Annotated in this window: 20 protein-coding genes; 15 read left to right on the top strand and 5 right to left on the bottom strand. The window is 69.8% G+C overall.

Going from position 1 to position 23,121, the window contains the following annotated elements; all coding sequences use genetic code 11:
* Positions 1-28: 28 nt before the first annotated feature.
* Positions 29-2,740, bottom strand: coding sequence for a pyruvate dehydrogenase (acetyl-transferring), homodimeric type (aceE, locus tag ASG30_RS11230; RefSeq protein ID WP_055896050.1), 2,712 nt, complete (start codon positions 2,738-2,740; stop codon positions 29-31).
* Between the two features lie 157 nt (positions 2,741-2,897).
* Here aceE and ASG30_RS11225 point away from each other — a divergent pair, with 157 nt between their 5' ends.
* From ASG30_RS11225 to ASG30_RS11205, 5 genes are all read left to right on the top strand, one after another.
* A complete protein-coding gene (locus ASG30_RS11225; RefSeq protein WP_082522044.1) occupies positions 2,898-5,438 on the top strand; it encodes a PAS domain-containing sensor histidine kinase in 2,541 nt (846 codons plus the stop codon).
* The gene (locus ASG30_RS11220; protein WP_055896048.1) at positions 5,435-6,064 is read left to right on the top strand and encodes a response regulator transcription factor; all 630 of its coding nucleotides are present in this window, start codon (positions 5,435-5,437) and stop codon (positions 6,062-6,064) included. The genes ASG30_RS11225 and ASG30_RS11220 overlap by 4 nt, the downstream gene beginning before the upstream one ends.
* A 58-nt stretch (positions 6,065-6,122) precedes the next feature.
* Positions 6,123-6,974, top strand: a complete 852-nt coding sequence (gene folD / locus ASG30_RS11215; protein WP_055896045.1) for a bifunctional methylenetetrahydrofolate dehydrogenase/methenyltetrahydrofolate cyclohydrolase FolD — start codon at positions 6,123-6,125, stop codon at positions 6,972-6,974.
* A gap of 69 nt (positions 6,975-7,043) precedes the next feature.
* On the top strand, positions 7,044-9,104 hold the full coding sequence (locus tag ASG30_RS11210; protein ID WP_156385501.1) for a M3 family metallopeptidase: 2,061 nt from the start codon (positions 7,044-7,046) through the stop codon (positions 9,102-9,104).
* Between the two features lie 69 nt (positions 9,105-9,173).
* Positions 9,174-9,812: a glutaredoxin family protein gene (locus tag ASG30_RS11205; RefSeq protein WP_235579783.1), complete on the top strand. Its 639-nt coding sequence runs from the start codon at positions 9,174-9,176 to the stop codon at positions 9,810-9,812.
* 1 nt (position 9,813) lies between these two features.
* Here the strand turns inward: ASG30_RS11205 and rpiA are convergent, their stop codons facing one another.
* Positions 9,814-10,485: a ribose-5-phosphate isomerase RpiA gene (rpiA, locus tag ASG30_RS11200; protein ID WP_055896037.1), complete on the bottom strand. Its 672-nt coding sequence runs from the start codon at positions 10,483-10,485 to the stop codon at positions 9,814-9,816.
* A 44-nt stretch (positions 10,486-10,529) separates the two neighbouring features.
* On the opposite strand from rpiA, the gene ASG30_RS11195 reads away from it, so the two are divergent.
* Positions 10,530-11,582, top strand: a complete 1,053-nt coding sequence (locus tag ASG30_RS11195; protein WP_055896035.1) for a quinone-dependent dihydroorotate dehydrogenase — start codon at positions 10,530-10,532, stop codon at positions 11,580-11,582.
* A 125-nt stretch (positions 11,583-11,707) separates the two neighbouring features.
* Positions 11,708-11,911 (top strand): hypothetical protein, encoded by a 204-nt coding sequence (locus ASG30_RS11190; protein WP_055896031.1) that lies wholly within the window; start codon positions 11,708-11,710, stop codon positions 11,909-11,911.
* Between the two features lie 10 nt (positions 11,912-11,921).
* Here the strand turns inward: ASG30_RS11190 and epsC are convergent, their stop codons facing one another.
* Complete coding sequence (gene epsC, locus ASG30_RS11185) at positions 11,922-12,830, bottom strand: serine O-acetyltransferase EpsC (protein ID WP_055896027.1); 909 nt, start codon at positions 12,828-12,830, stop codon at positions 11,922-11,924.
* A 122-nt stretch (positions 12,831-12,952) separates the two neighbouring features.
* On the opposite strand from epsC, the gene ASG30_RS11180 reads away from it, so the two are divergent.
* The gene (locus ASG30_RS11180) at positions 12,953-13,675 is read left to right on the top strand and encodes a sulfite exporter TauE/SafE family protein (protein ID WP_055896022.1); all 723 of its coding nucleotides are present in this window, start codon (positions 12,953-12,955) and stop codon (positions 13,673-13,675) included.
* Between the two features lie 13 nt (positions 13,676-13,688).
* On the opposite strand, the gene ASG30_RS11175 is transcribed toward ASG30_RS11180, so the two are convergent.
* Complete coding sequence (locus tag ASG30_RS11175) at positions 13,689-14,705, bottom strand: sulfate ABC transporter substrate-binding protein (protein ID WP_055896020.1); 1,017 nt, start codon at positions 14,703-14,705, stop codon at positions 13,689-13,691.
* Positions 14,706-14,824: 119 nt separating this feature from the next.
* Here ASG30_RS11175 and ASG30_RS11170 point away from each other — a divergent pair, with 119 nt between their 5' ends.
* Positions 14,825-15,097 carry an oxidative damage protection protein gene (locus ASG30_RS11170; RefSeq protein ID WP_055896017.1) on the top strand — a complete coding sequence of 91 codons (273 nt, stop codon included), beginning with the start codon at positions 14,825-14,827 and terminating at the stop codon, positions 15,095-15,097.
* Positions 15,098-15,106: 9 nt separating this feature from the next.
* Complete coding sequence (mnmD, locus tag ASG30_RS11165) at positions 15,107-16,915, top strand: tRNA (5-methylaminomethyl-2-thiouridine)(34)-methyltransferase MnmD (RefSeq protein ID WP_055896014.1); 1,809 nt, start codon at positions 15,107-15,109, stop codon at positions 16,913-16,915.
* Here mnmD and ASG30_RS11160 read toward each other — a convergent pair.
* The gene (locus ASG30_RS11160) at positions 16,890-17,639 is read right to left on the bottom strand and encodes a response regulator (RefSeq protein WP_055896012.1); all 750 of its coding nucleotides are present in this window, start codon (positions 17,637-17,639) and stop codon (positions 16,890-16,892) included. The genes mnmD and ASG30_RS11160 overlap by 26 nt on opposite strands.
* Before the next feature lie 179 nt (positions 17,640-17,818).
* Here ASG30_RS11160 and ASG30_RS11155 point away from each other — a divergent pair, with 179 nt between their 5' ends.
* Genes ASG30_RS11155 through ASG30_RS11135 form a run of 5 tightly spaced genes read left to right on the top strand, consistent with a single transcriptional unit; the run spans position 17,819 to position 23,118 of the window.
* Positions 17,819-19,633 carry a nitrite/sulfite reductase gene (locus ASG30_RS11155; protein ID WP_055896009.1) on the top strand — a complete coding sequence of 605 codons (1,815 nt, stop codon included), beginning with the start codon at positions 17,819-17,821 and terminating at the stop codon, positions 19,631-19,633.
* A complete protein-coding gene (locus tag ASG30_RS11150) occupies positions 19,630-20,019 on the top strand; it encodes a DUF934 domain-containing protein (protein ID WP_055896006.1) in 390 nt (129 codons plus the stop codon). Before ASG30_RS11155 ends, ASG30_RS11150 begins: the two co-directional genes overlap by 4 nt.
* Positions 20,019-20,879: a phosphoadenylyl-sulfate reductase gene (locus ASG30_RS11145; protein WP_082522043.1), complete on the top strand. Its 861-nt coding sequence runs from the start codon at positions 20,019-20,021 to the stop codon at positions 20,877-20,879. Before ASG30_RS11150 ends, ASG30_RS11145 begins: the two co-directional genes overlap by 1 nt.
* The gene (gene cysD / locus ASG30_RS11140) at positions 20,876-21,808 is read left to right on the top strand and encodes a sulfate adenylyltransferase subunit CysD (RefSeq protein WP_055896003.1); all 933 of its coding nucleotides are present in this window, start codon (positions 20,876-20,878) and stop codon (positions 21,806-21,808) included. The genes ASG30_RS11145 and cysD overlap by 4 nt, the downstream gene beginning before the upstream one ends.
* Positions 21,808-23,118, top strand: a complete 1,311-nt coding sequence (locus ASG30_RS11135) for a sulfate adenylyltransferase subunit 1 (protein ID WP_055896001.1) — start codon at positions 21,808-21,810, stop codon at positions 23,116-23,118. Before cysD ends, ASG30_RS11135 begins: the two co-directional genes overlap by 1 nt.
* Positions 23,119-23,121 lie beyond the last annotated feature (3 nt).

Below are 23,121 nucleotides of genomic sequence, written 5' to 3'. Positions count from 1 at the left end.
TTTGTTCTTGTGAGCCGCCGGCCGGCGGTCAGGCGTAGAGCGGATTGATCTTGTCGGCCTTGATCCCGTACTTGCGGATCGCTTCGGCCACCTTGGCCGCGGGCACCGCGCCCTCGTCGCTCAGCGCCTTGAGCGCGGCGACGACCACGTAGTGCCGGTTCACCTCGAAGTGCTCGCGCAGCTTGCTGCGGAAGTCGCTGCGGCCGAAGCCGTCCGTGCCCAGCACGCGGAAGGTGCGGCCCTTGGGCATGAAGGAGCGGATCTGCTCGGCGTAGGCCTTCATGTAGTCGGTCGACGCGATCACCGGGCCGGCATGCGGCTCCAGCTGCCTGGACACGAACGGCACGCGCGCCGTCTCGGTGGGATGCAGCAGGTTCCAGCGGTCGCAGTCCTGGCCGTCGCGGGCCAGCTCGTTGAAGCTGGGGCAGCTCCACACGTTGGCCGACACGCCCCACTCCTTCTCCAGCAGTTCCTGCGCCGCGATCGATTCGCGCAGGATGGTGCCCGAGCCCAGCAGGTTCACGGTGGGCGCCTTGGCCTTCTTGGCCCCCGGCTTGAACAGGTACATGCCCTTGACGATCTGCTCCTCGGTGCCGGCCACCAGGCCCGGCATCGGGTAGTTCTCGTTCAGCAGGGTGATGTAGTAGAAGACGTTCTCCTGCTTCTCCACCATGCGCTTGAGGCCGTCCTGCATGATGACCGCGAGCTCGTGCGCGAAGGTCGGGTCGTAGCTCACGCAGTTCGGGATCGTGCCCGCCAGGATGTGGCTGTGGCCGTCCTCGTGCTGCAGGCCTTCGCCGTTCAGGGTCGTGCGGCCCGACGTGCCGCCCAGCAGGAAGCCGCGCGCCTGCATGTCGCCCGCCGCCCAGCACAGGTCGCCCACGCGCTGCAGGCCGAACATCGAGTAGTAGATGTAGAACGGCACCATGATGCGGTTGTTCGTCGAATACGACGTGGCCGCGGCGATCCAGCTGGCCATGCCGCCCGCTTCGTTGATGCCCTCCTGAAGGATCTGCCCGGACTGGTCTTCCTTGTAGTAGGAGACCTGGTCGCGGTCCTGCGGCGTGTACTTCTGGCCTTCCGGGTTGTAGATGCCGATCTGGCGGAACAGGCCTTCCATGCCGAAGGTGCGCGCCTCGTCCACCAGGATGGGCACCGCGCGCGGGCCGAGCTCCTTGTCACGCAGCAGCGCGGTGAGGAAGCGAACGTAGGCCTGGGTGGTGCTGATCTCGCGGCCTTCCGCGGTGGGCTCGAGCACGGCCTTGAAGGCGTCCAGCGCCGGGACGTTCAGCTTTTCCTCGGCCTTCGCGCGCCGCTTGGGCAGGTAGCCGCCCAAGGCCTTGCGCCGCTGGTGCAGGTACTGCATCTCCGGCGTGTGCTCCTCGGGCTTGTAGAACGGGATCTCGGCCAGCTTCTCGTCCGGGATCGGGATGTTGAAGCGGTCGCGGAAGGTGCGGATGTCCTCGTCGGTCAGCTTCTTGGCCTGGTGGGCGATGTTGCGGCCTTCGCCGGCCTTGCCCATGCCGAAGCCCTTGACGGTCTTGATCAGCAGCACCGTGGGCTGGCCCTTGTGGTTGACCGCCTTGTGGTAGGCCGCATAGACCTTCTGCGGGTCGTGGCCGCCGCGATTGAGGCGCCAGATGTCCTCGTCGCTCATCTTGGCGACCATCTCCAGCGCCTTGGGATGGCGGCCGAAGAACTGCTTGCGCACGAAAGCGCCGTCATTGGCCTTCATGGCCTGGTAGTCGCCGTCCAGCGTCTCCATCATGATCTGGCGCAGGATGCCTTCCTTGTCGCGCGCCAGCAGCGGGTCCCAGTAGCTGCCCCAGATCAGCTTGATCACGTTCCAGCCGGCGCCGCGGAACTCGCCTTCGAGCTCCTGGATGATCTTGCCGTTGCCGCGCACCGGGCCGTCCAGCCGCTGCAGGTTGCAGTTGACGACGAAGATCAGGTTGTCCAGCTTCTCGCGCGCCGCCACGCCGATGGCGCCCAGCGACTCCACCTCGTCCATCTCGCCGTCGCCCAGGAAGGCCCAGACCTTGCGGTTCTCGGTGTTGGCGATGCCGCGGGCATGCAGGTACTTCAGGAAGCGCGCCTGGTAGATCGCCATCAGCGGGCCCAGTCCCATGGACACCGTCGGGAACTGCCAGAACTCCGGCATCAGCTTGGGGTGCGGATAGCTCGAGAGCCCCTTGCCATCGACCTCCTGGCGGAAGTTGAGCAGCTGCTCCTCGCTGATGCGGCCTTCCAGGAAGGCGCGGGCGTAGATGCCGGGCGAGCTGTGGCCCTGGATGTAGAGGCAGTCGCCGCCCCGCTCTTCGTTCTCGCCGTGCCAGAAGTGGTTGAAGCCGGCGCCGAACATGGTGGCCAGCGACGCGAACGAGCTGATGTGGCCGCCCAGGTCGCCGCCGTCTTCCGGGTGCAGGCGGTTGGCCTTGACCACCATGGCCATGGCGTTCCAGCGCATGTAGGCGCGCAGCCGCTCCTCGACTTCCAGGTTGCCGGGACAGCGCTCTTCGTCCTGCGGCTCGATGGTGTTCACGTAGCCGGTGGTGGCGGAGAAAGGCAGGTCGATGCCTTCCTGCCGCGCCTGCTCCAGCAGTTGCTCCAGGAGGTAGTGACCGCGCTCGCGGCCCTCCTTGGCGATCACCGCCGAAAGGGCATCGACCCACTCGCGCGTCTCCTGCGAGTCCGCGTCGTTGGCGGCGGCGCCGAAAGCCTGGTCGGGCTGAGCTGACATCGTGTTGTCTCCTTGCGTCTTGTGGGTAATTTAGTACGGCAGCAACGGCTGACGTGAAAACGCGGCGAGTTTCGCACAGTATGTTGCTAATTTCAAATGGCGCTCGTTCATTGCATATCATGAAACATAAGCACTTCCTACGCTCACCTACACTCTGATGCTGATGCAAGACAGCACCGTTCCCGAGCTGCACGAGGCCGTCGCGCCGGTCCCCTGGCTGCGCCGCTGGTGGCGGCGCCAGACCCCGGGACGGCAGGACCGTTTCGCCATGCTCGCGCCCCTGGCCGCGGTGCTGCTCTTCCTGGCGGCCATCATTTCGGCCTTCGGGTACCTGCGCCTGGAAGAGATGGACCGCGAGCAGGAAGCCGTCCGCCGCGACGTCGAGTACGCCCAGCAGCGCCTGCGCCTGAGGCTGCTGGAGCGCCAGGAGCAGCTGATGCGCATCGCCCGCGACATCTCCAACAAGGACATCGATCCGGAGGAGTTCGTCGGCCGTGCCGAAACCATGGTGATCCAGTACCCGGAGCTGCAGGCCCTGGCCTGGATCGACGAGCGGCGCCGCATCAAGGCCGCCTATGCCGGGCCCAGCGTCCCGGGGCAGCAGCAGCGCCGCGCCGGCGAGGTGCTGCGTCCGGGGGAGACCGAAGCCACTTACTCCCTGGTGCGCGACCTGCAGCAGCCGGTGTATTCGCAGCCGCCGCTGGTGGGCGACAGTGCACCGCTGCTGCAGCTGCACGTGCCGCTGGCCGAGCAGGCGCGCTTCGGCGGCGTGATCCTGGCGGAGTACTCGGTCGACAGCCTGATGCGCTACGGCGTGCCGGCCGAGGTCTCGGCCCGCTACGCCGTGTCGCTGCTGGATGCCAAGGGCCGCCTGCTGGCCGGCCAGACCCTGCCCACCCGCGGCACGGCCAGCCGCCTGCTGTCCTGGGGCGCGCCGCAGGCCAATGAATTCGAGGTGCCGGTTTCGCCGGTGGGCAACGGGCTGGTGCTCAGGGCCCAGGCCTACCGCACCTCGCTGGGCGTGGTGGGCAGCGGCCTGTTCTGGCTGGTGGGCACGCTCAGCGCGATGACCGCCTGGATGCTGATCGGCAACTGGCGCCACACGCGCCGGCGCATGCAGGCGCAGCAGGCCCTGATTGCCGAGACCAACTTCCGCCGGGCGATGGAGAACTCCATGCTCACCGGCATGCGCGCGCTGGACATGCAGGGCCGCATCACCTACGTCAATCCCGCCTTCTGCCAGATGACCGGCTGGAGCGAGGGCGAGCTGGTGGGCCGCACCGCGCCCTTCCCCTACTGGCCCGAGGCCGACCGCGACCAGCTGATGGCGCGGCTGGAGGACGAACTCAATGGCCGCACCACCCCGGGCGGCTTCCAGGTGCGGGTCAAGCGCAAGGACGGCACGCTGTTCGATGCCCGCATGTACGTCTCGCCGCTGGTGGACCCCAAGGGCCACCAGACTGGCTGGATGACGTCGATGACCGACATCACCGAGCCGAACCGCATCCGCGAGCAGCTCTCGGCCTCGTACGAGCGCTTCACCACCGTGCTGGAGGCGCTGGACGCCTCGGTGTCGGTCGCGCCCCTGGGCAGCGAGGAGCTGCTGTTCGCCAACAAGCTGTACCGGCTCTGGTTCGGCCTGCACACCGGCGGCCACCTGCAGATGGTGGCCCAGGCCGGCGTGCCCGACCACCCGCGCAGCGACGAACAGCTGGACGAGGTCGACTCCTTCGTCGGCCTGCCCACCGGCCAGCTGACGTCCGCGCAATCGGAGAACGCCGAGATCTTCGTGCCCGAACTGGGCAAGTGGCTGGAGGTGCGTTCGCGCTACCTGAACTGGGTGGACGGCCGCCTGGCGCAGATGGTGATCGCCACCGACATCACGCCGCGGCGCCACGCCGAGGAACAGGCAGCGGCGCAGGCCGAGCGCGCGCAGGCCGCCAGCCGCCTGATCACCATGGGCGAGATGGCCTCCAGCGTGGCGCACGAGCTGAACCAGCCGCTCACCGCCATCAACAACTACTGCAACGGGCTGGTCTCGCGCATCCGCTCCAACCAGATCAACCAGGACGACCTGCTGCTGGCCCTGGACAAGACCGCGCGCCAGGCGCAGCGCGCCGGCCAGATCATCCAGCGAATCCGCAGCTTCGTGCGCCGCAGCGAGCCCAATCGCGCGCTGTCGGACGTGGCGACCATGGTGGCCGAGGCGGTGGAACTGGCCGAGATCGAGCTGCGCCGCCGCAACGTGCGGTTGTCCCACTACGTCGCCGCGCGCCTGCCCAAGCTGATGGTCGACCCGATCCTGATCGAGCAGGTGCTGGTCAACCTCCTGAAGAACGCGGCCGAATCGATAGAGCATGCGCGCCGTCCCACCGCCCACCGCAGCGTGGAACTGCGCGCCGTGCCGCGCCAGGTGGACGGCCAGCCGGTGGTGGAGTTCTCGGTGCAGGACTCCGGCGCGGGCCTCGCGCCCGAGGTGATGGAGCGCCTGTACGAGGCCTTCTTCTCCACCAAGGTCGAAGGCATGGGCATCGGCCTGAACCTGTGCCGAAGCATCGTCGAATCGCACCAGGGCAGGATGCAGGCGGAGAACATCTACAATGGCGCCGAGGTCGCCGGCTGTCGTTTCTCCTTCTGGATTCCTGTTTCCGGCGCTATCAGTTCCGCAGCAAGCAAGGACGCCGGAGTAGTCGCATGAGCCTGATCCCGAAGAAGGGCACCGTGTATGTGGTCGATGACGACGAGGCCGTTCGCGACTCGCTGCAATGGCTGCTCGAGGGCAAGGACTACCGCGTCCGCTGCTTCGAGTCGGCCGAATCTTTTCTTTCCCGCTACGACCCCCGCGAAGTCGCCTGCCTGATCGTCGACATCCGCATGGCCGGCATGACGGGCCTGGAACTGCAGGACCGGCTGCTCGAGCGCAAGTCGCCACTGCCCATCGTCTTCATCACCGGCCACGGCGACGTGCCGATGGCGGTGAACACGATGAAGAAGGGCGCGATGGACTTCATCCAGAAGCCTTTCAAGGAGGAGGAGCTGGTCGGCCTGGTCGAGCGCATGCTCGAACACGCCAAGGGCGCCTTCGCCGAGTACCAGAGCGCCGCCAGCCGCGACGCCCTGCTGTCCAAGCTCACGAGCCGCGAGGCGCAGGTGCTCGAGCGCATCGTCGCCGGCCGCCTGAACAAGCAGATCGCCGACGACCTGGGCATCAGCATCAAGACGGTGGAGGCGCACCGCGCCAACATCATGGAAAAGCTCAACGCCAACACGGTGGCCGACCTCCTGAAGATCGCCCTCGGCCAGAACCACCCGGCCAAGGCCTGACGGCCCGCCCGCCCGCGCGCCGCGGACCTGGCGCGCGCGGCCCTCGCGCAACCCTCCCATGACCGCACAACTCATCGACGGCAACGCGCTGGCCAAGCGCATCCGCGCCGAAGTCGCCGGCCGCACCCAGGCCCTGAAGGCCCGCGGCGTCCAGCCGGCCCTGGCCATCATCCTCGTGGGCACCGACCCGGCCAGCCAGGTCTACACCCGCCACAAGGTCAACGACAGCACCGAGACCGGCCTCCAAGCCACGCTCGAGACCTACCCGGCCGACCTGACCGAAGCCGCGCTGCTGGACCGCATCCAGGCCCTCAACGCCGACCCGAAGGTCCACGGCATCCTGGTGCAGCTGCCCTTGCCCAGGCACATGGACGCCAGCAAGGTCATCGAGACCATCTCGCCGGCCAAGGACGTCGACGGCTTCCACGTCGCCAGCGCCGGCGCGCTGGTCACCGGCCAGCCCGGCTTCTGGCCCTGCACGCCCTATGGCTGCATGAAGATGCTGGAGGACATCGGCTACGACCTGCGCGGCAAGCACGCGGTGGTGATCGGGCGCAGCAACATCGTCGGCAAGCCGATGGCGCTGATGCTGTTGCAGAAGAACGCCACTGTCACGGTCTGCCACAGCGCGACCCGGGACCTGAAGGCCCACACCCTGCAGGCCGACGTGGTCGTGGCCGCCGTCGGCAAGCGCAACGTGCTGACGGCCGACATGGTCAAACCCGGCGCGGTGGTCATCGACGTCGGCATGAACCGCAACGACGAGGGCAAGCTCTGCGGCGACGTGGACTTCGAGGGCGTGCGGCAGGTGGCCGGCTGGGTCACGCCCGTGCCCGGCGGCGTCGGGCCGATGACCCGCGCCATGCTGCTGGTGAACACGCTGGAAGCGGCCGAACGCGCCGCCGGTTGATCGCGGCGATCAGGATCGGCAATCCCGGCCGTCGGTTGAAGACGGCGGGCCTGCCGCAAAATGGGTGCCATGCCCACCAATCCCCTGCTCGATTTCCACGATCTGCCGCTTTTCGACCAGATCCAGCCGCAGCACGTCGCCCCCGCCGTCGACGCCCTGCTGGCCGAGAGCCAGGCCGCGCTCGAGGCCGTGGTCGCCCCCGATTTCCCCGCCGACTGGAAGGCCTTGTCCGCCCGGCTGGACTGCACCACCGAACGCCTGAGCCGCGCCTGGGGTGCGGTGGGCCATCTCAACAACGTCGCCGACACGCCCGAGCTGCGAGCCGCGTACAACGAGGCGCTGCCGCGCGTCACCGACTTCTGGACGCGGCTGGGATCGGACGAGCGGCTCTACGCCAAGTACAAGGCGATCGATCCGGCCGCCCTCAACGGGGAGCAGCGGCAGGCGCTGAAGAACGCGATCCGCAACTTCGTCCTCGGCGGCGCCGAGCTGCAGGGTGCGGCCAAGGAGCGCTACGCCGCCATCCAGGAACGCCAGGCCGAGCTGTCGCAGAAATTCAGCGAGAACGCCCTGGACGCGACCGACGCCTTCTCGTACTACGCCTCGCTGGAGGAGCTGGACGGGGTGCCGGAGGACGTGATCCACGGCGCCCGCGCCGCCGCGCAGGCCGAGGAGAAGGACGGCCACAAGCTCACGCTGAAGATGCCGAGCTACCTGCCCGTCATGCAGTTCGCCCACCACCGCGGGCTGCGCCAGCGCATGTACCGCGCCTACGTCACGCGGGCCAGCGACCAGGCGCCGCCGGAGTTCCGCAAGTTCGACAACAGCGAGGGCATCCGCGAGATCCTGGCGCTGCGCAAGGAAGAAGCGCAGCTGCTCGGCTACCGCAACTTCGGCGAGGTCTCGGTCGTGCCCAAGATGGCGGAGTCGCCCGAGCAGGTGATCGGCTTCCTGCGCGAGCTGGCGGCCAAGGCCCGCCCCTTCGCCGAACAGGACGTGGCCGACATGCGCGCCTTCGCCGCCGACAAGCTCGGCATCCACGATCCGCAGCCCTGGGACTGGAGCTACATCGGCGAGAAGCTCAAGGAAGAGCGCTACTCGTTCAGCGAGCAGGAGGTCAAGCAGTACTTCCCGGCACCCAAGGTGCTGGCGGGCCTCTTCAAGATCGTCGAGACGCTGTTCGAGGTGGTGATCCGCCGCGACTACGCCCCGGTGTGGAACCCGTGCGTGGAGTTCTACCGGATCGAGCGCGAGCACAAGGACGCGACCGACCACGTCAACACCGAGCGCGTGGGCCAGTTCTACCTGGACCCGTCGGCCCGCACCGGAAAGCGGGGCGGCGCCTGGATGGACGACGTGCGCGCCCGCTGGCTGCGCCCCGACGACGGTCGCCTGCAGACGCCGGTGGCGCACCTGGTGTGCAACTTCGCCGAAGGCGTGGACGGCAAGCCGGCGCTGCTCACCCACGACGACGTGATCACCCTGTTCCACGAGTCCGGCCACGGCCTGCACCACATGCTCACCCGCGTGAACGAGCGCGACGTCTCGGGCATCAGCGGCGTGGAATGGGACGCGGTCGAACTCCCCAGCCAGTTCATGGAGAACTTCTGCTGGGAATGGGCGGTGCTGCGCCACATGACGGCCCACGTGGAGACGGGCGAGCCGCTGCCGCGCGAGCTGTTCGACAAGATGATGGCGGCGCGCAATTTCCAGAGCGGGCTGGCCACGCTGCGGCAGATCGAGTTCGCCCTGTTCGACATGCTGCTGCACACCCAGCACGACCCGGCCCAGGACTTCATGCCGCTGCTGCGCAAGGTGCGCGAAGAGGTGGCGGTGCTGCAGCCGCCGGAATTCAGCCGCACGGCCCACACCTTCAGCCACGTCTTCTCCGGCGGCTACGCGGCGGGCTATTACAGCTACAAGTGGGCGGAGGTGCTTTCCGCCGACGCCTATGCGGCATTTGAGGAAACGGCCGGCGCGGATGGTTCCCCCAGCGTGGAAACCGGGCGAAAATACCGGCAGGCCATCCTGGAGTCGGGCGGCAGCCGGGCGGCGATGGAGTCGTTCAAGGCGTTCCGCGGGCGCGAGCCCACACTGGACGCTCTGCTGCGGCACCAGGGCATGGCCTGACCGTAGTCCGTAAAAAGCGAAATGAGGAGGGGTGTCATGTCGTCTTCGAGAGCCTTTCATGCGGCCCGAATGGCCGTTCTCGCCGTGGCCGCCATCGCCGGCGCCGCCGGTGCGCAGCAGGTCTTTCGCATCGTCGGTCCCGACGGCAAGGTCACCTTCTCCGACAAGCCCCCGGTCGATCCGGCCGTGAAGGCCGCCCCCGCAGCCGCTGGGACCCCACCGGGCCGGGCAGGCGCGGCCGCCCCCGGCGGCGCCCTGCCCTTCGAGCTGCGCCAGGTCGCCAGCCGCTACCCGGTCACGCTCTACGCCGGCCCCAGCTGCGCCCCCTGCAGCTCCGGCCGCAGCTTCCTGTCGCAGCGCGGCATCCCCTTCGTCGAGAAGACCGTGACCAGCGCCGAAGACATCGAGGCGCTCAACCGCCTGAGCGGCGGAAGCGGCGCGCTGCCGCTGCTCACCGTCGGCGCGCAGCAGCTCAAGGGCTACTCGGAAACGGAGTGGTCGCAGTTCCTGGACGCCGCCGGCTACCCGCGCAACTCGCTGCTGCCGGTCGGCTACCGCCCGCCGGCCGCCACGCCGCTGGTGACCGCGCAGCCGGTGCGCCCCGCCGAAACCGCGGCCGCGCCCGAGTCGGCGCCCGCCGCCACCGCGCCGTCGACCCCGGCGCCGCAGGGCCCCACCGGCAGCAACCCTGCGGGCATCAGGTTCTGAGCTAGAACTTCAGCGTCCGCACGCCGCTCGCCGTGCCGAGCAGGCAGACCGAAGCCTTCTGGTGGGCGAACACGCCCACCGTCACCACCCCCGGCCACTGGTTCACCTCGCTCTCGAAGGCGACCGGCTGCGTGATCGAAAGGCCCGAGACGTCCAGGATGTGCTGGCCGTTGTCCGTCACCAGGGGTGCGCCGTCCTTCATGCGCAGCGTGGCGCGGCCGCCCATCGCGGCGAACTGGCGGGTGACCCGCCCGGCCGCCATCGGCACCACTTCCACCGGCACCGGAAAATTCCCCAGCGCGTTCACCAGCTTGGATTCGTCGGCGATGCAGACGAAGGAACGGGACTGCGCCGCAACGATTTTCTCGCGCGTGAGCGCCGCGCCGCCGCCCTTGATCATGTGGCCGCCGCCGTCGATCTCGTCGGCGCCGTCGATGTAGACGGCCAGCTCGCCGACCTCGTTGGCATCGAACACCGGCACGCCGATGGCGCGCAGCCGCTCGGTGGACGCCACCGAGCTGGAGACGGCGCCGCGGATGCGGTCCTTGATGCCGGCCAGCGCCTCGATGAACTTGTTCACCGTGGAGCCGGTCCCCACGCCCACGATCTCGCCCTGCACCACGTACTGCAAGGCGGCCTGGCCCACGAGGGCCTTCAGTTCATCCTGGGTCACGCGACAATCCTCGGTTGATCGAAAGAAATCGCGACGGATTATCCATGCCCCTGCTGCCCTACTCGCTTGCGCGCCCCTTCCTCTTCGGCCTGGACCCCGAGGCCGCGCACGACCTCACGATGGAATCGCTGGCCCGGCTGCAGGGCACGCCGCTGGCCTGGGCGTGGTGTTCGGCGGCGGTGGACGATCCCGTGGAACTGGCCGGGCTGAAATTTCCCAACCGCGTGGGCCTGGCGGCCGGGCTGGACAAGAACGCGCGATGCATCGACGGCCTGGGCGCGATGGGCTTCGGCTTCGTCGAGGTCGGCACCGTCACCCCGAAGCCGCAGCCGGGCAATCCCAAGCCGCGCATGTTCCGCCTGCCGCAGGCCAACGCGCTGATCAACCGGCTGGGCTTCAACAACGACGGCCTCGACGCCTTCCTGGCCAACGTGAAGCGTTCGTCCTTCCGCCAGCGCGGCCGCATCCTGGGCCTGAACATCGGCAAGAACGCCGCCACGCCGATCGAGGAGGCCACGCGCGACTACCTCACCGGCCTGGAAGGCGTGTACCCGCACGCCGACTACGTGACGGTCAACATCTCCAGCCCCAACACCAAGAACCTGCGCGCTCTGCAGTCCGACGAGGCGCTGGACGCGCTGCTGGGCGCCGTGGCCGAGCGCCGCGAGACGCTGGCCCGTACCCACGGCCGGCGCGTGCCCGTCTTCGTGAAGATCGCCCCCGACCTGGACGAAGCGCAGGTCGACGTGATCGCGGCCACGCTGCGCCGCCACGGCATGGACGGCGTGATCGCCACCAACACCACCATCTCGCGCGAAGCCGTGCAGGGCCTGCCGCACGCGCAAGAGACCGGCGGGCTGAGCGGCGCGCCGGTGCTGGCGGCGAGCAACCGCGTGATCTCGCAACTGCGCGCCGCGCTAGGCACGGGTTTTCCGATCATCGGGGTGGGCGGTGTCCTCAGCGCGGAAGACGCGGTCTCCAAGGTGCGGGCCGGCGCCGACGTGGTGCAGATCTACACGGGCCTGATCTACAAGGGCCCGGCGCTGGTGGGGCAAGCCGCCTCGGCCTTGAAGCGGATGCGCGCACGCAGTGCCTGAGCGAAGCACCCCGGGACTTCACGTAAGCCACCGCTGACGCACACCCGTGCGCTGCGCCGATAGCCAAGCTGCGGCCCCGGCGCGGACACTCGCCTCTGCACGTAGAAGACTCAGGGAACGAACACATGGACCAGGTCCAGCAACTCCAGCGCTGGGGCGCCGCCCACGGCGCCGCGCGCGACGCCGAACGCCAGGCCGCCCTGGAAGGTGGTGACGTCCGCAAGAAGCTGCAGCAGCAGGCCCGCGCACTGCGCGAGCAGGCGGACAGGATGCACGCGGAGATCTACGGCCAGATCGGTCGCCGCGCGGAATTGCGTCCGTCGGCCTGACCGCGAGCCCTCAGCTCACCCCACAGCCCTCGTCGTTTCGCGCCTGCGCCACGCTGCCGCCGGCCGGCACGTCGTGCGTGACCCAGACGTTGCCGCCGATCACGGCGCCCTTGCCGATGGTGACGCGGCCCAGCACCGTCGCGCCGGCGTAGATCACCGCGTCGTCCTCGACGATGGGGTGGCGCGGCAGGCCCTTGGCCAGGTGCCCGTCCTCGGCGATGGGGAAGCGCTTGGCGCCCAGCGTGACGTTCTGGTAGAGCCGCACGCGCTCGCCGATCACCGCGGTCTCGCCGATCACGACGCCGGTGCCGTGGTCGATGAAGAAGCCGCGGCCTATGGTGGCGCCCGGGTGGATGTCGATGCCGGTGCGGCTGTGGGCGATCTCGGCCACGATGCGCGCCAGCAGCGGCAGCCCCAGCCGGTACAGCCGGTGCGCCAGGCGGTGGTGGATCATGGCCAGCACGCCGGGATAGCACAGCAGCACCTCGTCCACGCTGCGCGCGGCCGGGTCGCCCTGCCAGGCGGCCAGCACGTCGGTGTCGAGCAGCCGGCGGATGTCCGGCAGCGACTGCGCGAACTCGCGCACCAGGCCCGACGCCCGGTCCTGCACGGCGTCGGTCGAGATTTCCGACTGCCGCGACGCGTGACGGACCTCCAGCAATACCTGGGCGTGCAGCGCCCGCAGCGCGGCGTCCAGGGTGTGGCCGACGTAGAAGTCCTCGGTCTCGTTGCGCAGGTCGGGCGGGCCCAGCCGCATGGGGAACAGGGCGCCCTTGAGCTGGTCGACGATGCGCTCGAGCGCCTGCGGCGAAGGCAGCTCGCGCCCGCCCACGTCGCGCGCCCGGCCCTGCGAATCGCGCCACTCGCCCCGGGCGGCGCGCAGGCCCTGCACGAGGTCGGGGAGGTCGAAGCTGGTCATGGTGCGGGATCCGGAAAGCTCTGGGACCCGCGAAGATACCGGAGAACCAGCGCACCCACCGGCAGCGCGGCTATGGCTTGCTAGAGTGCGTCCATGTCGAGCTTCCCGGCCCCGCGCCGCTGATGGACTACCTGCTGGTGCTGGCCTTCGGCCTGCTGGGCGGCACGCTCGGCGGCATCGTGGGCACCGGCTCGTCGATCGTGCTCATGCCGGTGCTGGTGCTGGCCTGGGGGCCGGTGGAAGCGGTGCCGGTGATGGCCATCGCCTCCTTCATGGGCAACCTGGGACGGGTGCTGGCGTGGCGCCGCGAAGTGGACTGGCGCGCCGCGGCCGCCTTCTGCGTGGCCGCCCTGCCCTGCGCGGCGCTGGGCGTGCGCACCCTGCTGGCCATCCCCGAGGGCTGGGCCGAGACGGCGCTCGGCCTGTTCTTCCTGGCCATGGTGCCGGCGCGGCGGCGGCTGCTGCGCCGGGGCGGGCGCCTGTCGCTGCCGCAACTGGCACTTCTGGCCGCGCCCCTGGGGTTCCTGACCAGCATCGTGGTCTCCACCGGGCCGCTGCAGCTGCCGCTGTTCACCGCCTACGGCCTGGAACGCGGCGGCCTGCTGGGCACAGAAGCGCTCGCGTCGCTGGCGGTGTACGGCGCCAAGATCGCCACCTTCGCGGCTTCGAGCGCGCTGCCGGTGAAGGTCGTGATCGAGGGCCTGGTGGCAGGTTCGTCCCTGATGGCCGGCGCTTTTGCCGGCCGCCACGTCGTGCTGCGGCTCGCGCCGGACACCTTCCGCCTCCTGATCGACGGGCTGCTGGTGGTGTCGGGGCTGGCCATGCTCTGGGCGGCGACGCGTTGACCCCCCGGAAACGTCACTTGCGCGTGTAGATCTGGTCGAACGAAGCTCCGTCCGCGAAGTGCTCCTTCGCGGCCTTGTCCCAGCCGCCGAAGGCCTGGTCGATGGTGAACAGGTTCAGCCTGGGAAACTGCTTGGCGTACTTGGCCTGCGCCTTCTGCGACACCGCCGGCCGGTAGAAGTGCTTGCCGGCGATGTCCTGGCCTTCCTCGGAGTACAGGTACTGCAGATAGGCCTCGGCCACAGCGCGCGTGCCCTTCTTGTCCACGTTGCGGTCGACCACCGCCACCGCGGGCTCCGCCAGGATGGACAGCGAAGGCGCCACCACGTCGAACCTGGTGCCGAACTCCTTTTCCAGCAGCCAGGCCTCGTTCTCCCAGGCGATCAGCACGTCGCCCTGGTTGCGCTGCGCGAACGTGATGGTGGAGCCGCGCGCGCCCGTGTCCAGCACCGGGACGTTGGCGAACACGCGTCCGACGAAGTCGCGGGCCTGGGCGTCGCCGCCGTACTTGCGCTTGGCGTATTCCCAGGCGGCCAGGTAGTTCCAGCGCGCCCCGCCCGAGGTCTTGGGGTTCGGCGTGATCACGCTGACGCCGGGCTTGGCCAGGTCGTCCCAGTCCTTGATGCCCTTGGGGTTGCCCGCGCGCACCACCAGCACGATGGTCGAGGTGTAGGGCGAGGAGTTGTGCGGCAGGCGCTTCTGCCAGCCCTCCTTGATCCAGGCGCCGTTCTTGACCAGCGCGTCGGTGTCGCCGGCCAGGGCCAGCGTGGCCACGTCGGCGTCGAGGCCGTCGATGATGGAGCGGGCCTGCTTGCCCGAGCCGCCGTGCGACTGCTTGATGGTCACATCCTGGCCGGCCTTGGCCTTCCAGAACTTCTGGAAGGACTGGTTGAAGTCCACGTAGAACTCGCGTGTCGGGTCGTACGACACGTTCAGCAGCGTCACCGCGGCCGGCTGCTGGGCGAACGCGGGCAGCGCCGCGCCCAGGGCGGCCGCCAGGGGAATCTTGATAAAGTCGCGGCGAAGGCTCATGGAAGTCGCTCCTGTTTCCGTTCAATGGATGGGGCGCATTCTTCGAGGCCGCGGGCAAAAGGGGAACGAACAAGTTCTCAGTTGCTTATCCGAATAAGCTCATACATCGAAAGCAAGTCGTGGCGCGTACCGTCAACTGCATCAAGCTCGGCCGGGAGGCCGAAGGCCTGGACTTCCCCCCGTATCCCGGCGAACTCGGCAAGCGCATCTACGAGAGCGTGAGCAAGGAGGCCTGGGCCGCGTGGCTCAAGCAGCAGACCATGCTGGTGAACGAGAACCGCCTGAACCTCGCCGACCAGCGAGCGCGCGAGTACCTCAAGCGCCAGATGGAGGCGCACTTCTTCGGCGGCGGCGCCGACGTGGCGCAAGGGTACGTGCCGCCCAGCGCCTGACGCGCCCCCGTGGCCGAGCCGGTCGACTGGTCGCCTGACGGCACGCCGCGCAGCCCCCGCTTCGCCGACCTCTACCCCTCGGCCGGCGCCCCCCTCGAGCAGGCCCGCCACGTCTTCCTGGAAGGCTGCGACCTTCCCGCCGCCTGGGCCGGCCGCGAGGGCTGGCGCATCCTCGAGACGGGCTTCGGCCTGGGCCTGAACTTCCTGGCCGCCTGGCGCGCCTGGAAGGACGATCCGCGGCGTCCGCGCCTCCTGCACTTCGTGTCGGTCGAGGCCTGGCCGGTCTCGGCGCAGGACATCGTGCGCGGCGCGGCTTCGACGCCCGAGGTGCAGGAGCTTGCGCGTGAACTGGCCGCGCAGTGGTGGGGCCTGGTGCCCGGATGGCACCGGCTCCAGTTCGAAGGCGGGCAGGTGCTGCTCACGCTGTGCGTGGGCGACGTGCGCAAGATGCTGGACGAGCAGTCCTTCGCGGCCGACTCGGTGTTCCTGGACGGCTTCGAGCCTCGTGGCAATCCGGCGATGTGGGAGCTGGACACGCTCAAGGCGGTGGCGCGCTGCTGCCGGCGCGGCACGCAGCTGGCGACCTGGACCGTCCTGGGCCAGGTGCGGCGCGACCTCGCGCAATGCGGCTTCCAGGTCGAGAAAGTGCCCGGCCTGCCGCCCAAGCGCGAGCGCCTGCGCGCCCTCTTCGATCCGGCGTGGACGTTGCGGCGCACGGCGCCGGCCCGGCGCGATGCGGCGGGCAGCGCCCTGGTGGTGGGCGGCGGCCTCGCCGGTGCGGCGGCGGCCGCGAGCCTGGCGCGACGCGGGTGGCGGGTCGAGGTGCTCGATGCGGCAAACGAGCCGGCGGCGGGCGCCTCGGGCCTGCCGGCCGGGCTGCTCGCGCCGCACACCTCGCCGGACGACAACCAGCTCTCGCGGCTCTCGCGGGCGGGCGTCCGCATGACGTTGCAGGAGGCCGGCGACCGGCTCGTCGCCGGCCAGGACTGGCAGCGCAGCGGTGTGCTCGAGCGGCGCGAAGCCGGAGCGCGCCTTCCCGCCCCGCTCGGGCCGGGCGAGGAAGAGTGGCAGCAACCGGCCGACGAGGGCTCGCTGTGGCACGCGGCGGCCGCCTGGGTGCGGCCCGGAAAGCTGGTTCGGGCGTGGCTGGCCGAGCCGGGCGTGGCTTGGCGGGGCGGCTTGACCGTGAGGTCGCTCGCGAATCGCGCAGGTGAATGGGTCGCGCTGGATGAAGACGACCAGCCGATCGCTTCCGCCGAGGTGGTGGTCGTGGCCGCCGCGCTCGGATCGGCCGCGCTGCTCGACCGCCGGCTCACCCTGCACCCGGTCCGCGGCCAGGTGAGCTGGAACCTGCACGGCGACCCGCCCCCTCCGGCCGCACCGCCGCGCAACGGGCACGGCCATTTCCTCCCCGACGTGCCGCTGCCCGAAGGACGGGCCTGGCTCACCGGTTCGACCTACGGCCGCGGCGAGACGTCACCCGCACCGCGCGCAGAAGACCAGCGGGCCAACCTAGAACGTCTGCGGGTGCTCGATCCTGAAGCAGCGGCCCGCCTGGCGCCGGAGTTCCAGGCCGGGACCGCTCGCGCCTGGGTCGGGGTGCGCTGCGCCTCGTCCGATCGCCGTCCGCTGGTCGGCGAACTTGCGCCGGGCCTGTGGGTGAGCACGGCGATGGGGTCGAGGGGACTGACGTTCGCCCGGCTGGCGGCCGAGCTGCTGGCGGCGCGGCTGCAGGGCGAGCCGCTGCCGCTGCCCGCGCGGCTGGCGGCCGCGCTGGACGCGCAGCGCTCCGCTATGCCTGCCGCAGCAGCGCCGTGAGCTTGAGCGGATCGACCGGCTTTTCCAGCACGATGGGCTGGCGGCCCAGCAGCGCCCGCGCCTTCTCGGTCGCCGACAGCCGCTCCTTGGTGACGATCACGCAGGGGATGCGCGGGTCGGCCTGGACCAGTTGCCGCACCAGCTGGGCGCCGCCCTTGCCGGGCAGCGCGTGGTCGACCACGGCGACGTCGTAGCGGCAATTCCGGGCCAGCTCGAGCGCATCGGCCGCGGTCTCGGCCTCGTCGGCCTGCGTCAGGTCGACCAGGGCCATGCGTGCCCGGATGTAGAGCCGCTCGGCGCGGTCGGCGCTGGCGATGAGCGCGCGCCTCACGCCGGCCGGCACGGTCGGCTCGGAGGTGCCGAAGTCGAAGTCGAGATTGAACGCGGCGACGGGCGGCGCCAGGGCGAGCTGGTCCATGGCTGCGATCACGGCCGGCCAGTCGATCGGCCGCGTGAAGCTGCGCCAGGCGCGGGCCGGTGCCCGGTCGCCGACCCAGATCATCTTCAGGCCTTCATTGCTGGGCGCCTCGAACTCGACCAGCGCCTCCATGGACTCGCTGTCGATCAGGGCCAGCTGGGGGGAAACGCCGAACTCGGGCTGCCACAGGGCGTAGCTGGTGCCGCGCCCTTGCGAAAGCCGGAACAGCGTGTTGAGCGCATGCCGCTCGACATCGCCGAACCCGACCACCTTGACGAAGACCCGCTGCATCTGCTCCCTGCTCATCCGTGGCTCGATTATGGCGGTCCACGGTCGAGCTGGACACCGGCTTTTCCCGCGTTATCCGGCCTCGCGCACCGATGGCCCGGAAAGCCGCGCCAGCACTGGCGCATATGCTTATCCGCATAAAGCACGAACTAAAAAATAGTTTGGCTTCATAAGGACCGCCCGTAGATTCGCGGCCCATGTACCAGTACACCGAGTTCGACAAGGCGTTCGTGCGCGCGCGGGCCGCCCAGTACCGCGACCAGCTCGAGCGCCACCTGGCCGGCCAGCTTGGCGCCGACGAGTTCCGGCCCCTGCGCTTGCAGAACGGCTGGTATGTCCAGCGCTACGCCCCCATGCTGCGCGTGGCCGTGCCCTACGGCGAGATCTCCAGCGCCCAGCTGCGCGCGCTGGCGACCATCGCCCGCGACTACGACCAGCCCACCCCCGAGCTGCTGCGCGAGGCGCAGGAAAAGCAGCTGGCCCTGGGCGAGGTGCCGGTGCCGGGCGGCACACCCGTGGTGACCCGCTTCAAGACCGGCTACGGCCACTTCACCACCCGCACCAACGTCCAGTTCAACTGGATCCCGCTGGACAAGAGCGCCGACGTGATGGAGCTGCTGGCCAGCGTCAACATGCACGGCATCCAGACCAGCGGCAACGCCATCCGCAACATCACGGCCGACGAGCTGGCCGGCATCGCGCCGGACGAGATCGCCGACCCGCGCCCCTTCGCCGAGATCCTGCGCCAGTGGAGCACGCTGCACCCGGAATTCGCGTTCCTGCCGCGCAAGTTCAAGATCGCCCTGAACGGCGCGCTCGAGGACCGGGCCGCGACCGGCTGGTACGACATCGGACTGCAGCTGCTGCGCAACGAGGCGGGCGAGCTGGGCTTTCGGGTGCAGGTGGGTGGCGGCATGGGCCGCACGCCCATCATCGGCTCGGTGGTGCGCGAGTTCCTGCCCTGGGACCAGCTGCTCAACTACGTGGAGGCGGCGATCCGCGTCTACAACCAGTACGGCCGCCGCGACAACGCCTGGAAGGCCCGCATCAAGATCCTGGTGAAGGCCGAAGGCCAGCGCTACATCGACCAGGTCGAGGCCGAATACAGGCGCATCGTCGAGGTCGACGGCGCGCCGCACACCATCACGCAGGCCGAGTTCGACCGCGTGGCCGTCTCCTTCGTCGCCCCCCGGGTCCAGCCCTCGCGCAAGGACGCGCGCGTGCACGAGATCCTGCGCGCCGATGCCGAAGCCGATCCGCTGTACGACCGCTGGCTGCAGCGCAACGTGCACGAGCACCGCGACCCGCAACTGCGCGCCGTGACGCTGTCGTTCAAGCGCCTCGGCCAGGCCCCCGGCGACGCCGACGCGGCGCAGCTGGATGCCGCCGCCGAACTGGCCGACCGCTACTCCGCCGGCGAGGCGCGCGTGACGCACGAGCAGAACCTGCTGCTGCCGTGGGTCCACCAGGACGACCTGCCCGAGCTGTGGGCCGCCGCCCGCAAGCTGGGCCTGGCCAAGCCCAACATCGGCCTGCTCACCGACATGATCGCCTGCCCCGGCGGCGACTTCTGCTCGCTGGCCAACGCGCGGTCGCTGCCGATCGCCGAGGCGATCACGCAGCGCTACCAGGACCTGGACGAGCTGTACGACATCGGCGAGATCGACCTGCACATCTCCGGCTGCATCAACAGCTGCGGCCACCACCATTCGGGCCACATCGGCATCCTGGGCGTCGACAAGGACGGCAAGGAGTGGTACCAGGTCACGCTCGGCGGCGCCGACGGCTCCCACCTGTCGGGCCCGGCCACGCCGGGCAAGGTGGTCGGCCCGTCGTTCTCGGCGGCCGAGGTGCCCGAAGTGGTGGAAGCCGTCCTGGAGGCCTACCGCCGCCAGCGCGTGTCGGTCGACGGCAAGGCCGAGACCTTCATCGCCACGCTGCGCCGCGTGGGGCTGGAGCCCTTCAAGGCCGCCGCCAACGCGGCCCGCTTCACCGAACGGGAGGCGGCATGAATCGCACTCTGACCATCCTGTCCGCCCAGGACTTTTCCGAGCCGGGCACCGAGCCGGACGTGCTGCGCGTGGCCAATGACGCCGATGCCGCCGAGGTGGCGCTGGAAGGTGTGCGCGTGGTCGAGCTGAACTTCCCCAAGTTCAGCGACGGCCGCGCCTTCAGCCAGGCCTTCCTGCTGCGCCGCCGCGGCTTCCAGGGCGAGATCCGGGCCGTGGGCGACGTGCTGATCGACCAGCTGGTGCAGATGCAGCGCACCGGCTTTTCCAGCGCCGTGCTGCGCGCCGACCAGGACGTGGCCCATGCCCAGCGGCAGTTCGACCGCTTCGCGGCCTTCTACCAGGGGGATGCGCAGCAGCGGCAGCCGCATTTCAGGACCGCCGCGTGATGGGCGCGATCGAACTGCACGCGCGGCCCTCCCCGGACTACGCCGCCAAGCTGGACGAGACGCAGGCGCTGCTGGTACGCGCCGCGGCCTCGTTCTCCCCGCTGACCCAGGCGTCCAGCCTGGGCGCGGAGGACGTGGTGATCACGCACATCATCAACTCGCTGGAGCTGGACATCCCCGTGTTCGTGCTGGAGACCGGCATGCTGCATCCGCAGACGCTGGAGCTGCTGGAGCGCCTGAAGGCCGGCTCCCGCGCCCCGGTGAAGGTCTACCAGCCGGTGCAGGAGTCGGTGGTCCGGTTCGTCGGCCGCGAAGGCCCCGAGGCCATGTACCGCAGCATCGAGCTGCGCAAGGCCTGCTGCCAGATCCGCAAGGTCGAGCCGCTGCAGCGCGCGCTGGAAGGCCAGCGCGCCTGGATCACCGGCCTGCGCCGCGAACAGTCCGCCGCCCGCGCCGAGGTGCCGCTGGAGGACACCAGCGAGCCGCGAACCAAGTTCAACCCGCTGGCCAACTGGACCTGGGGCGACGTCTGGCACTACATCGCGCAAAACAAGGTGGACTACCACCCGCTGCACGACGAGTTCTATCCCAGCATCGGCTGCGCGCCCTGCACGCGGGCCATCAGCCTGGGCGAGGACTTCCGCGCCGGGCGCTGGTGGTGGGAAAACAGCGAGTCGACGAAGGAGTGCGGCTTGCATGTCAAGCCGCAGGCGGGCGACAGCGCGCCACTCGCTGTTTCGGCGCAGGCTAACTTCGCCGAAGGCGAAGTTAAGGCCTCGGACGAGGCCGGCCGGAGGCAAGACGAGGCCGCCAAGGAATGCGGCCTGCACGTGAAGACAACCGAAGGAATGGCCGCATGAACGCCCGCGTCGAACCGCAACTGCTCACGCAGCTGTCCAACAGCCACCTGGACGCCCTCGAGGAAGAGGCGATCTTCGTGCTGCGCGAGGTGGCCGCCGCCTTCGAACGCCCCACCCTGCTGTTTTCCGGCGGCAAGGACTCGCTGGTGCTGCTCAAGTGCGCCGAGAAGGCGTTCGGCGCCGGCCGCATCCCCTACCCGCTCCTGATGATCGACACCGGCCACAACTTCCCCGAGGTGACCGCGTTCCGCGACCACCGCGCCGCGGAGCTGAAGGCCGACCTGGTGGTGCGCAGCGTCGAGGACTCGATGAAGCGCGGCACCGTGCGCCTGGCCCACCCGGGCGAGTCGCGCAACGTGCACCAGTCGGTGACGCTGCTGGAGGCGATCGAGGAGTTCCGCTTCGATGCGCTGATCGGCGGCGCCCGCCGCGACGAGGAGAAGGCGCGCGCCAAGGAGCGCGTCTTCTCGCACCGCGACGGCTTCGGCCAGTGGCAGCCCAAGGCGCAGCGGCCGGAACTCTGGACGCTGTTCAACACCCGCCTGCAGCCGGGCGAGCACTTCCGCGTGTTCCCGATCTCCAACTGGACCGAAGTGGACGTGTGGCAGTACATCGAGCGCGAGGACATCGCCCTGCCCTCGATCTACTACGCGCACCAGCGCCCGGTGATCGAGCGCAAGGGCCTCCTGGTGCCGGTGACCGAACTCACCCCGCCGCGCGAGGGCGAAGAGGTGGTCACGCGCACCGTGCGCTTTCGCACCGTGGGCGACATCACCTGCACCTGCCCGGTGGCCAGCCCGGCCGCCAACGCGAGCGAGGTGGTCGCCGAGACCATCGCGGCCGACGTGAGCGAGCGCGGCGCCACCCGAATGGACGACAAGACCTCCGATGCTTCGATGGAGAAGCGCAAGAAGGAAGGGTATTTCTGATGGATGCCTCCGTAACCGCCCTCCCCGCGCTGGCGGCCATCCAGCGCCCGGACGGCGATCACGCCGCCGCCCTGCGCTTCATCACCTGCGGCTCCGTCGACGACGGCAAGAGCACGCTGATCGGCCGCCTGCTGGTGGACAGCAAGGCCGTGCTGCAGGACCAGCTGGCCGGCGTGCAGCGCTCGGGCGAGACCGACCTGGCGCTGCTGACCGACGGCCTGACGGCCGAGCGCGAGCAGGGCATCACCATCGACGTGGCCTACCGCTACTTCGCCACGCCCTCGCGCAAGTTCATCATCGGCGACGCGCCGGGCCACGAGCAGTACACCCGCAACATGGTGACGGCCGCCTCCAGCGCCGACGCCGCCGTGGTGCTGGTCGACGCCACCAAGCTGGCCTGGCAGGACCCCGACCTGCCCCTGCTGCCGCAGACCCAGCGCCACTCGCTGCTGGCGCACCTGCTGCGCGTGCCCTCGATCGTGTTCGCGGTCAACAAGCTGGACGCGGTGGAAGACCCCACGCTGGCCTTCCGCCACATCTCGGCCGCGCTGGGGCGCTTCGCCGCCACCGCGGGCATCGAGCCGCGCGCGGTCGTCCCCGTGTCGGCGCTCAAGGGCCACAACGTGGTCGAGGCGGCGCCCGGCTGGTGCGGCTACCAGGGCCCCTCGCTGCTGCAGCTGCTGGAGACGCTGCCGGTCACGCAGGCCGAGACGTCCGAGCCGCTCTCCTTCCCGGTGCAGTGGGTGGAAAAATTCTCCGGCTCGTCCGACACCAGCCAGGGCCGCCGCGTCTTCTGGGGCCGCGTGGCCACCGGCCAGGTGAGCCCGGGGCAGGCCGTGCGCGTCATGCCTTCGGGCCAGACCGCGACCGTGTCGCAGGTGCTCGATGCCGTGCGCCGCCCGCGGGACATCCCGGCCGGCCACAGCGCCGGCATCGTGCTCGACCGCGAGGTCGACGTCTCCCGGGGCGACTGGCTGCTGGCCGCCGATGCGCCGGAGGCCGTGCGCGAGATCTCGGGCACCGTGGCCTGGCTGGACGACGAGCCGCTGCTGCCGGGGCGCACCTACTGGGCCCTGCACGGGCACCGCTGGGTCAAGGCCAAGGTGCGCCGCGTGGTGCATCGGCTGGACATCCAGACCCTGGCGGAACAGGACGCGACGCAACTGGAGCCCAACGCGATCGGCCACGTGGAGATCGCGCTGCAGGAGCCGCTGGCGGCCCGGCCCTTCGAGCGGGCCCGCGTGCCCGGCTCGCTGGTGCTGGTGGACACCGCCACGCACAGGACCGCGGGGGCGCTGCTGGTGCGCTGAGCC

The sequence above is a fragment of the Ramlibacter sp. Leaf400 genome (assembly GCF_001424545.1).
Taxonomy (GTDB): Bacteria; Pseudomonadota; Gammaproteobacteria; order Burkholderiales; family Burkholderiaceae_C; genus Ramlibacter.
Note: the sequence above shows the minus strand (reverse complement) of the source record. Positions and strands in the feature narration are given on the sequence as shown.

Excerpts from the sequence above, each read along its gene's own strand:
- ASG30_RS11175 (WP_055896020.1), bottom strand. The coding sequence starts at position 14,705 with ATGAGCCTTCGCCGCGACTTTATCAAGATTCCCCTGGCGGCCGCCCTG.
- ASG30_RS11135 (WP_055896001.1), top strand. The coding sequence starts at position 21,808 with ATGGATGCCTCCGTAACCGCCCTCCCCGCGCTGGCGGCCATCCAGCGC.
- ASG30_RS11220 (WP_055896048.1), top strand. The coding sequence starts at position 5,435 with ATGAGCCTGATCCCGAAGAAGGGCACCGTGTATGTGGTCGATGACGAC.
- folD (WP_055896045.1), top strand. The coding sequence starts at position 6,123 with ATGACCGCACAACTCATCGACGGCAACGCGCTGGCCAAGCGCATCCGC.
- ASG30_RS11225 (WP_082522044.1), top strand. The coding sequence starts at position 2,898 with ATGCTGATGCAAGACAGCACCGTTCCCGAGCTGCACGAGGCCGTCGCG.
- ASG30_RS11190 (WP_055896031.1), top strand. The coding sequence starts at position 11,708 with ATGGACCAGGTCCAGCAACTCCAGCGCTGGGGCGCCGCCCACGGCGCC.
- ASG30_RS11160 (WP_055896012.1), bottom strand. The coding sequence starts at position 17,639 with ATGAGCAGGGAGCAGATGCAGCGGGTCTTCGTCAAGGTGGTCGGGTTC.
- ASG30_RS11180 (WP_055896022.1), top strand. The coding sequence starts at position 12,953 with ATGGACTACCTGCTGGTGCTGGCCTTCGGCCTGCTGGGCGGCACGCTC.
- ASG30_RS11155 (WP_055896009.1), top strand. The coding sequence starts at position 17,819 with ATGTACCAGTACACCGAGTTCGACAAGGCGTTCGTGCGCGCGCGGGCC.
- ASG30_RS11195 (WP_055896035.1), top strand. The coding sequence starts at position 10,530 with ATGCCCCTGCTGCCCTACTCGCTTGCGCGCCCCTTCCTCTTCGGCCTG.
- ASG30_RS11205 (WP_235579783.1), top strand. The coding sequence starts at position 9,174 with ATGGCCGTTCTCGCCGTGGCCGCCATCGCCGGCGCCGCCGGTGCGCAG.
- ASG30_RS11150 (WP_055896006.1), top strand. The coding sequence starts at position 19,630 with ATGAATCGCACTCTGACCATCCTGTCCGCCCAGGACTTTTCCGAGCCG.
- ASG30_RS11145 (WP_082522043.1), top strand. The coding sequence starts at position 20,019 with ATGGGCGCGATCGAACTGCACGCGCGGCCCTCCCCGGACTACGCCGCC.
- epsC (WP_055896027.1), bottom strand. The coding sequence starts at position 12,830 with ATGACCAGCTTCGACCTCCCCGACCTCGTGCAGGGCCTGCGCGCCGCC.
- ASG30_RS11210 (WP_156385501.1), top strand. The coding sequence starts at position 7,044 with ATGCCCACCAATCCCCTGCTCGATTTCCACGATCTGCCGCTTTTCGAC.
- cysD (WP_055896003.1), top strand. The coding sequence starts at position 20,876 with ATGAACGCCCGCGTCGAACCGCAACTGCTCACGCAGCTGTCCAACAGC.
- aceE (WP_055896050.1), bottom strand. The coding sequence starts at position 2,740 with ATGTCAGCTCAGCCCGACCAGGCTTTCGGCGCCGCCGCCAACGACGCG.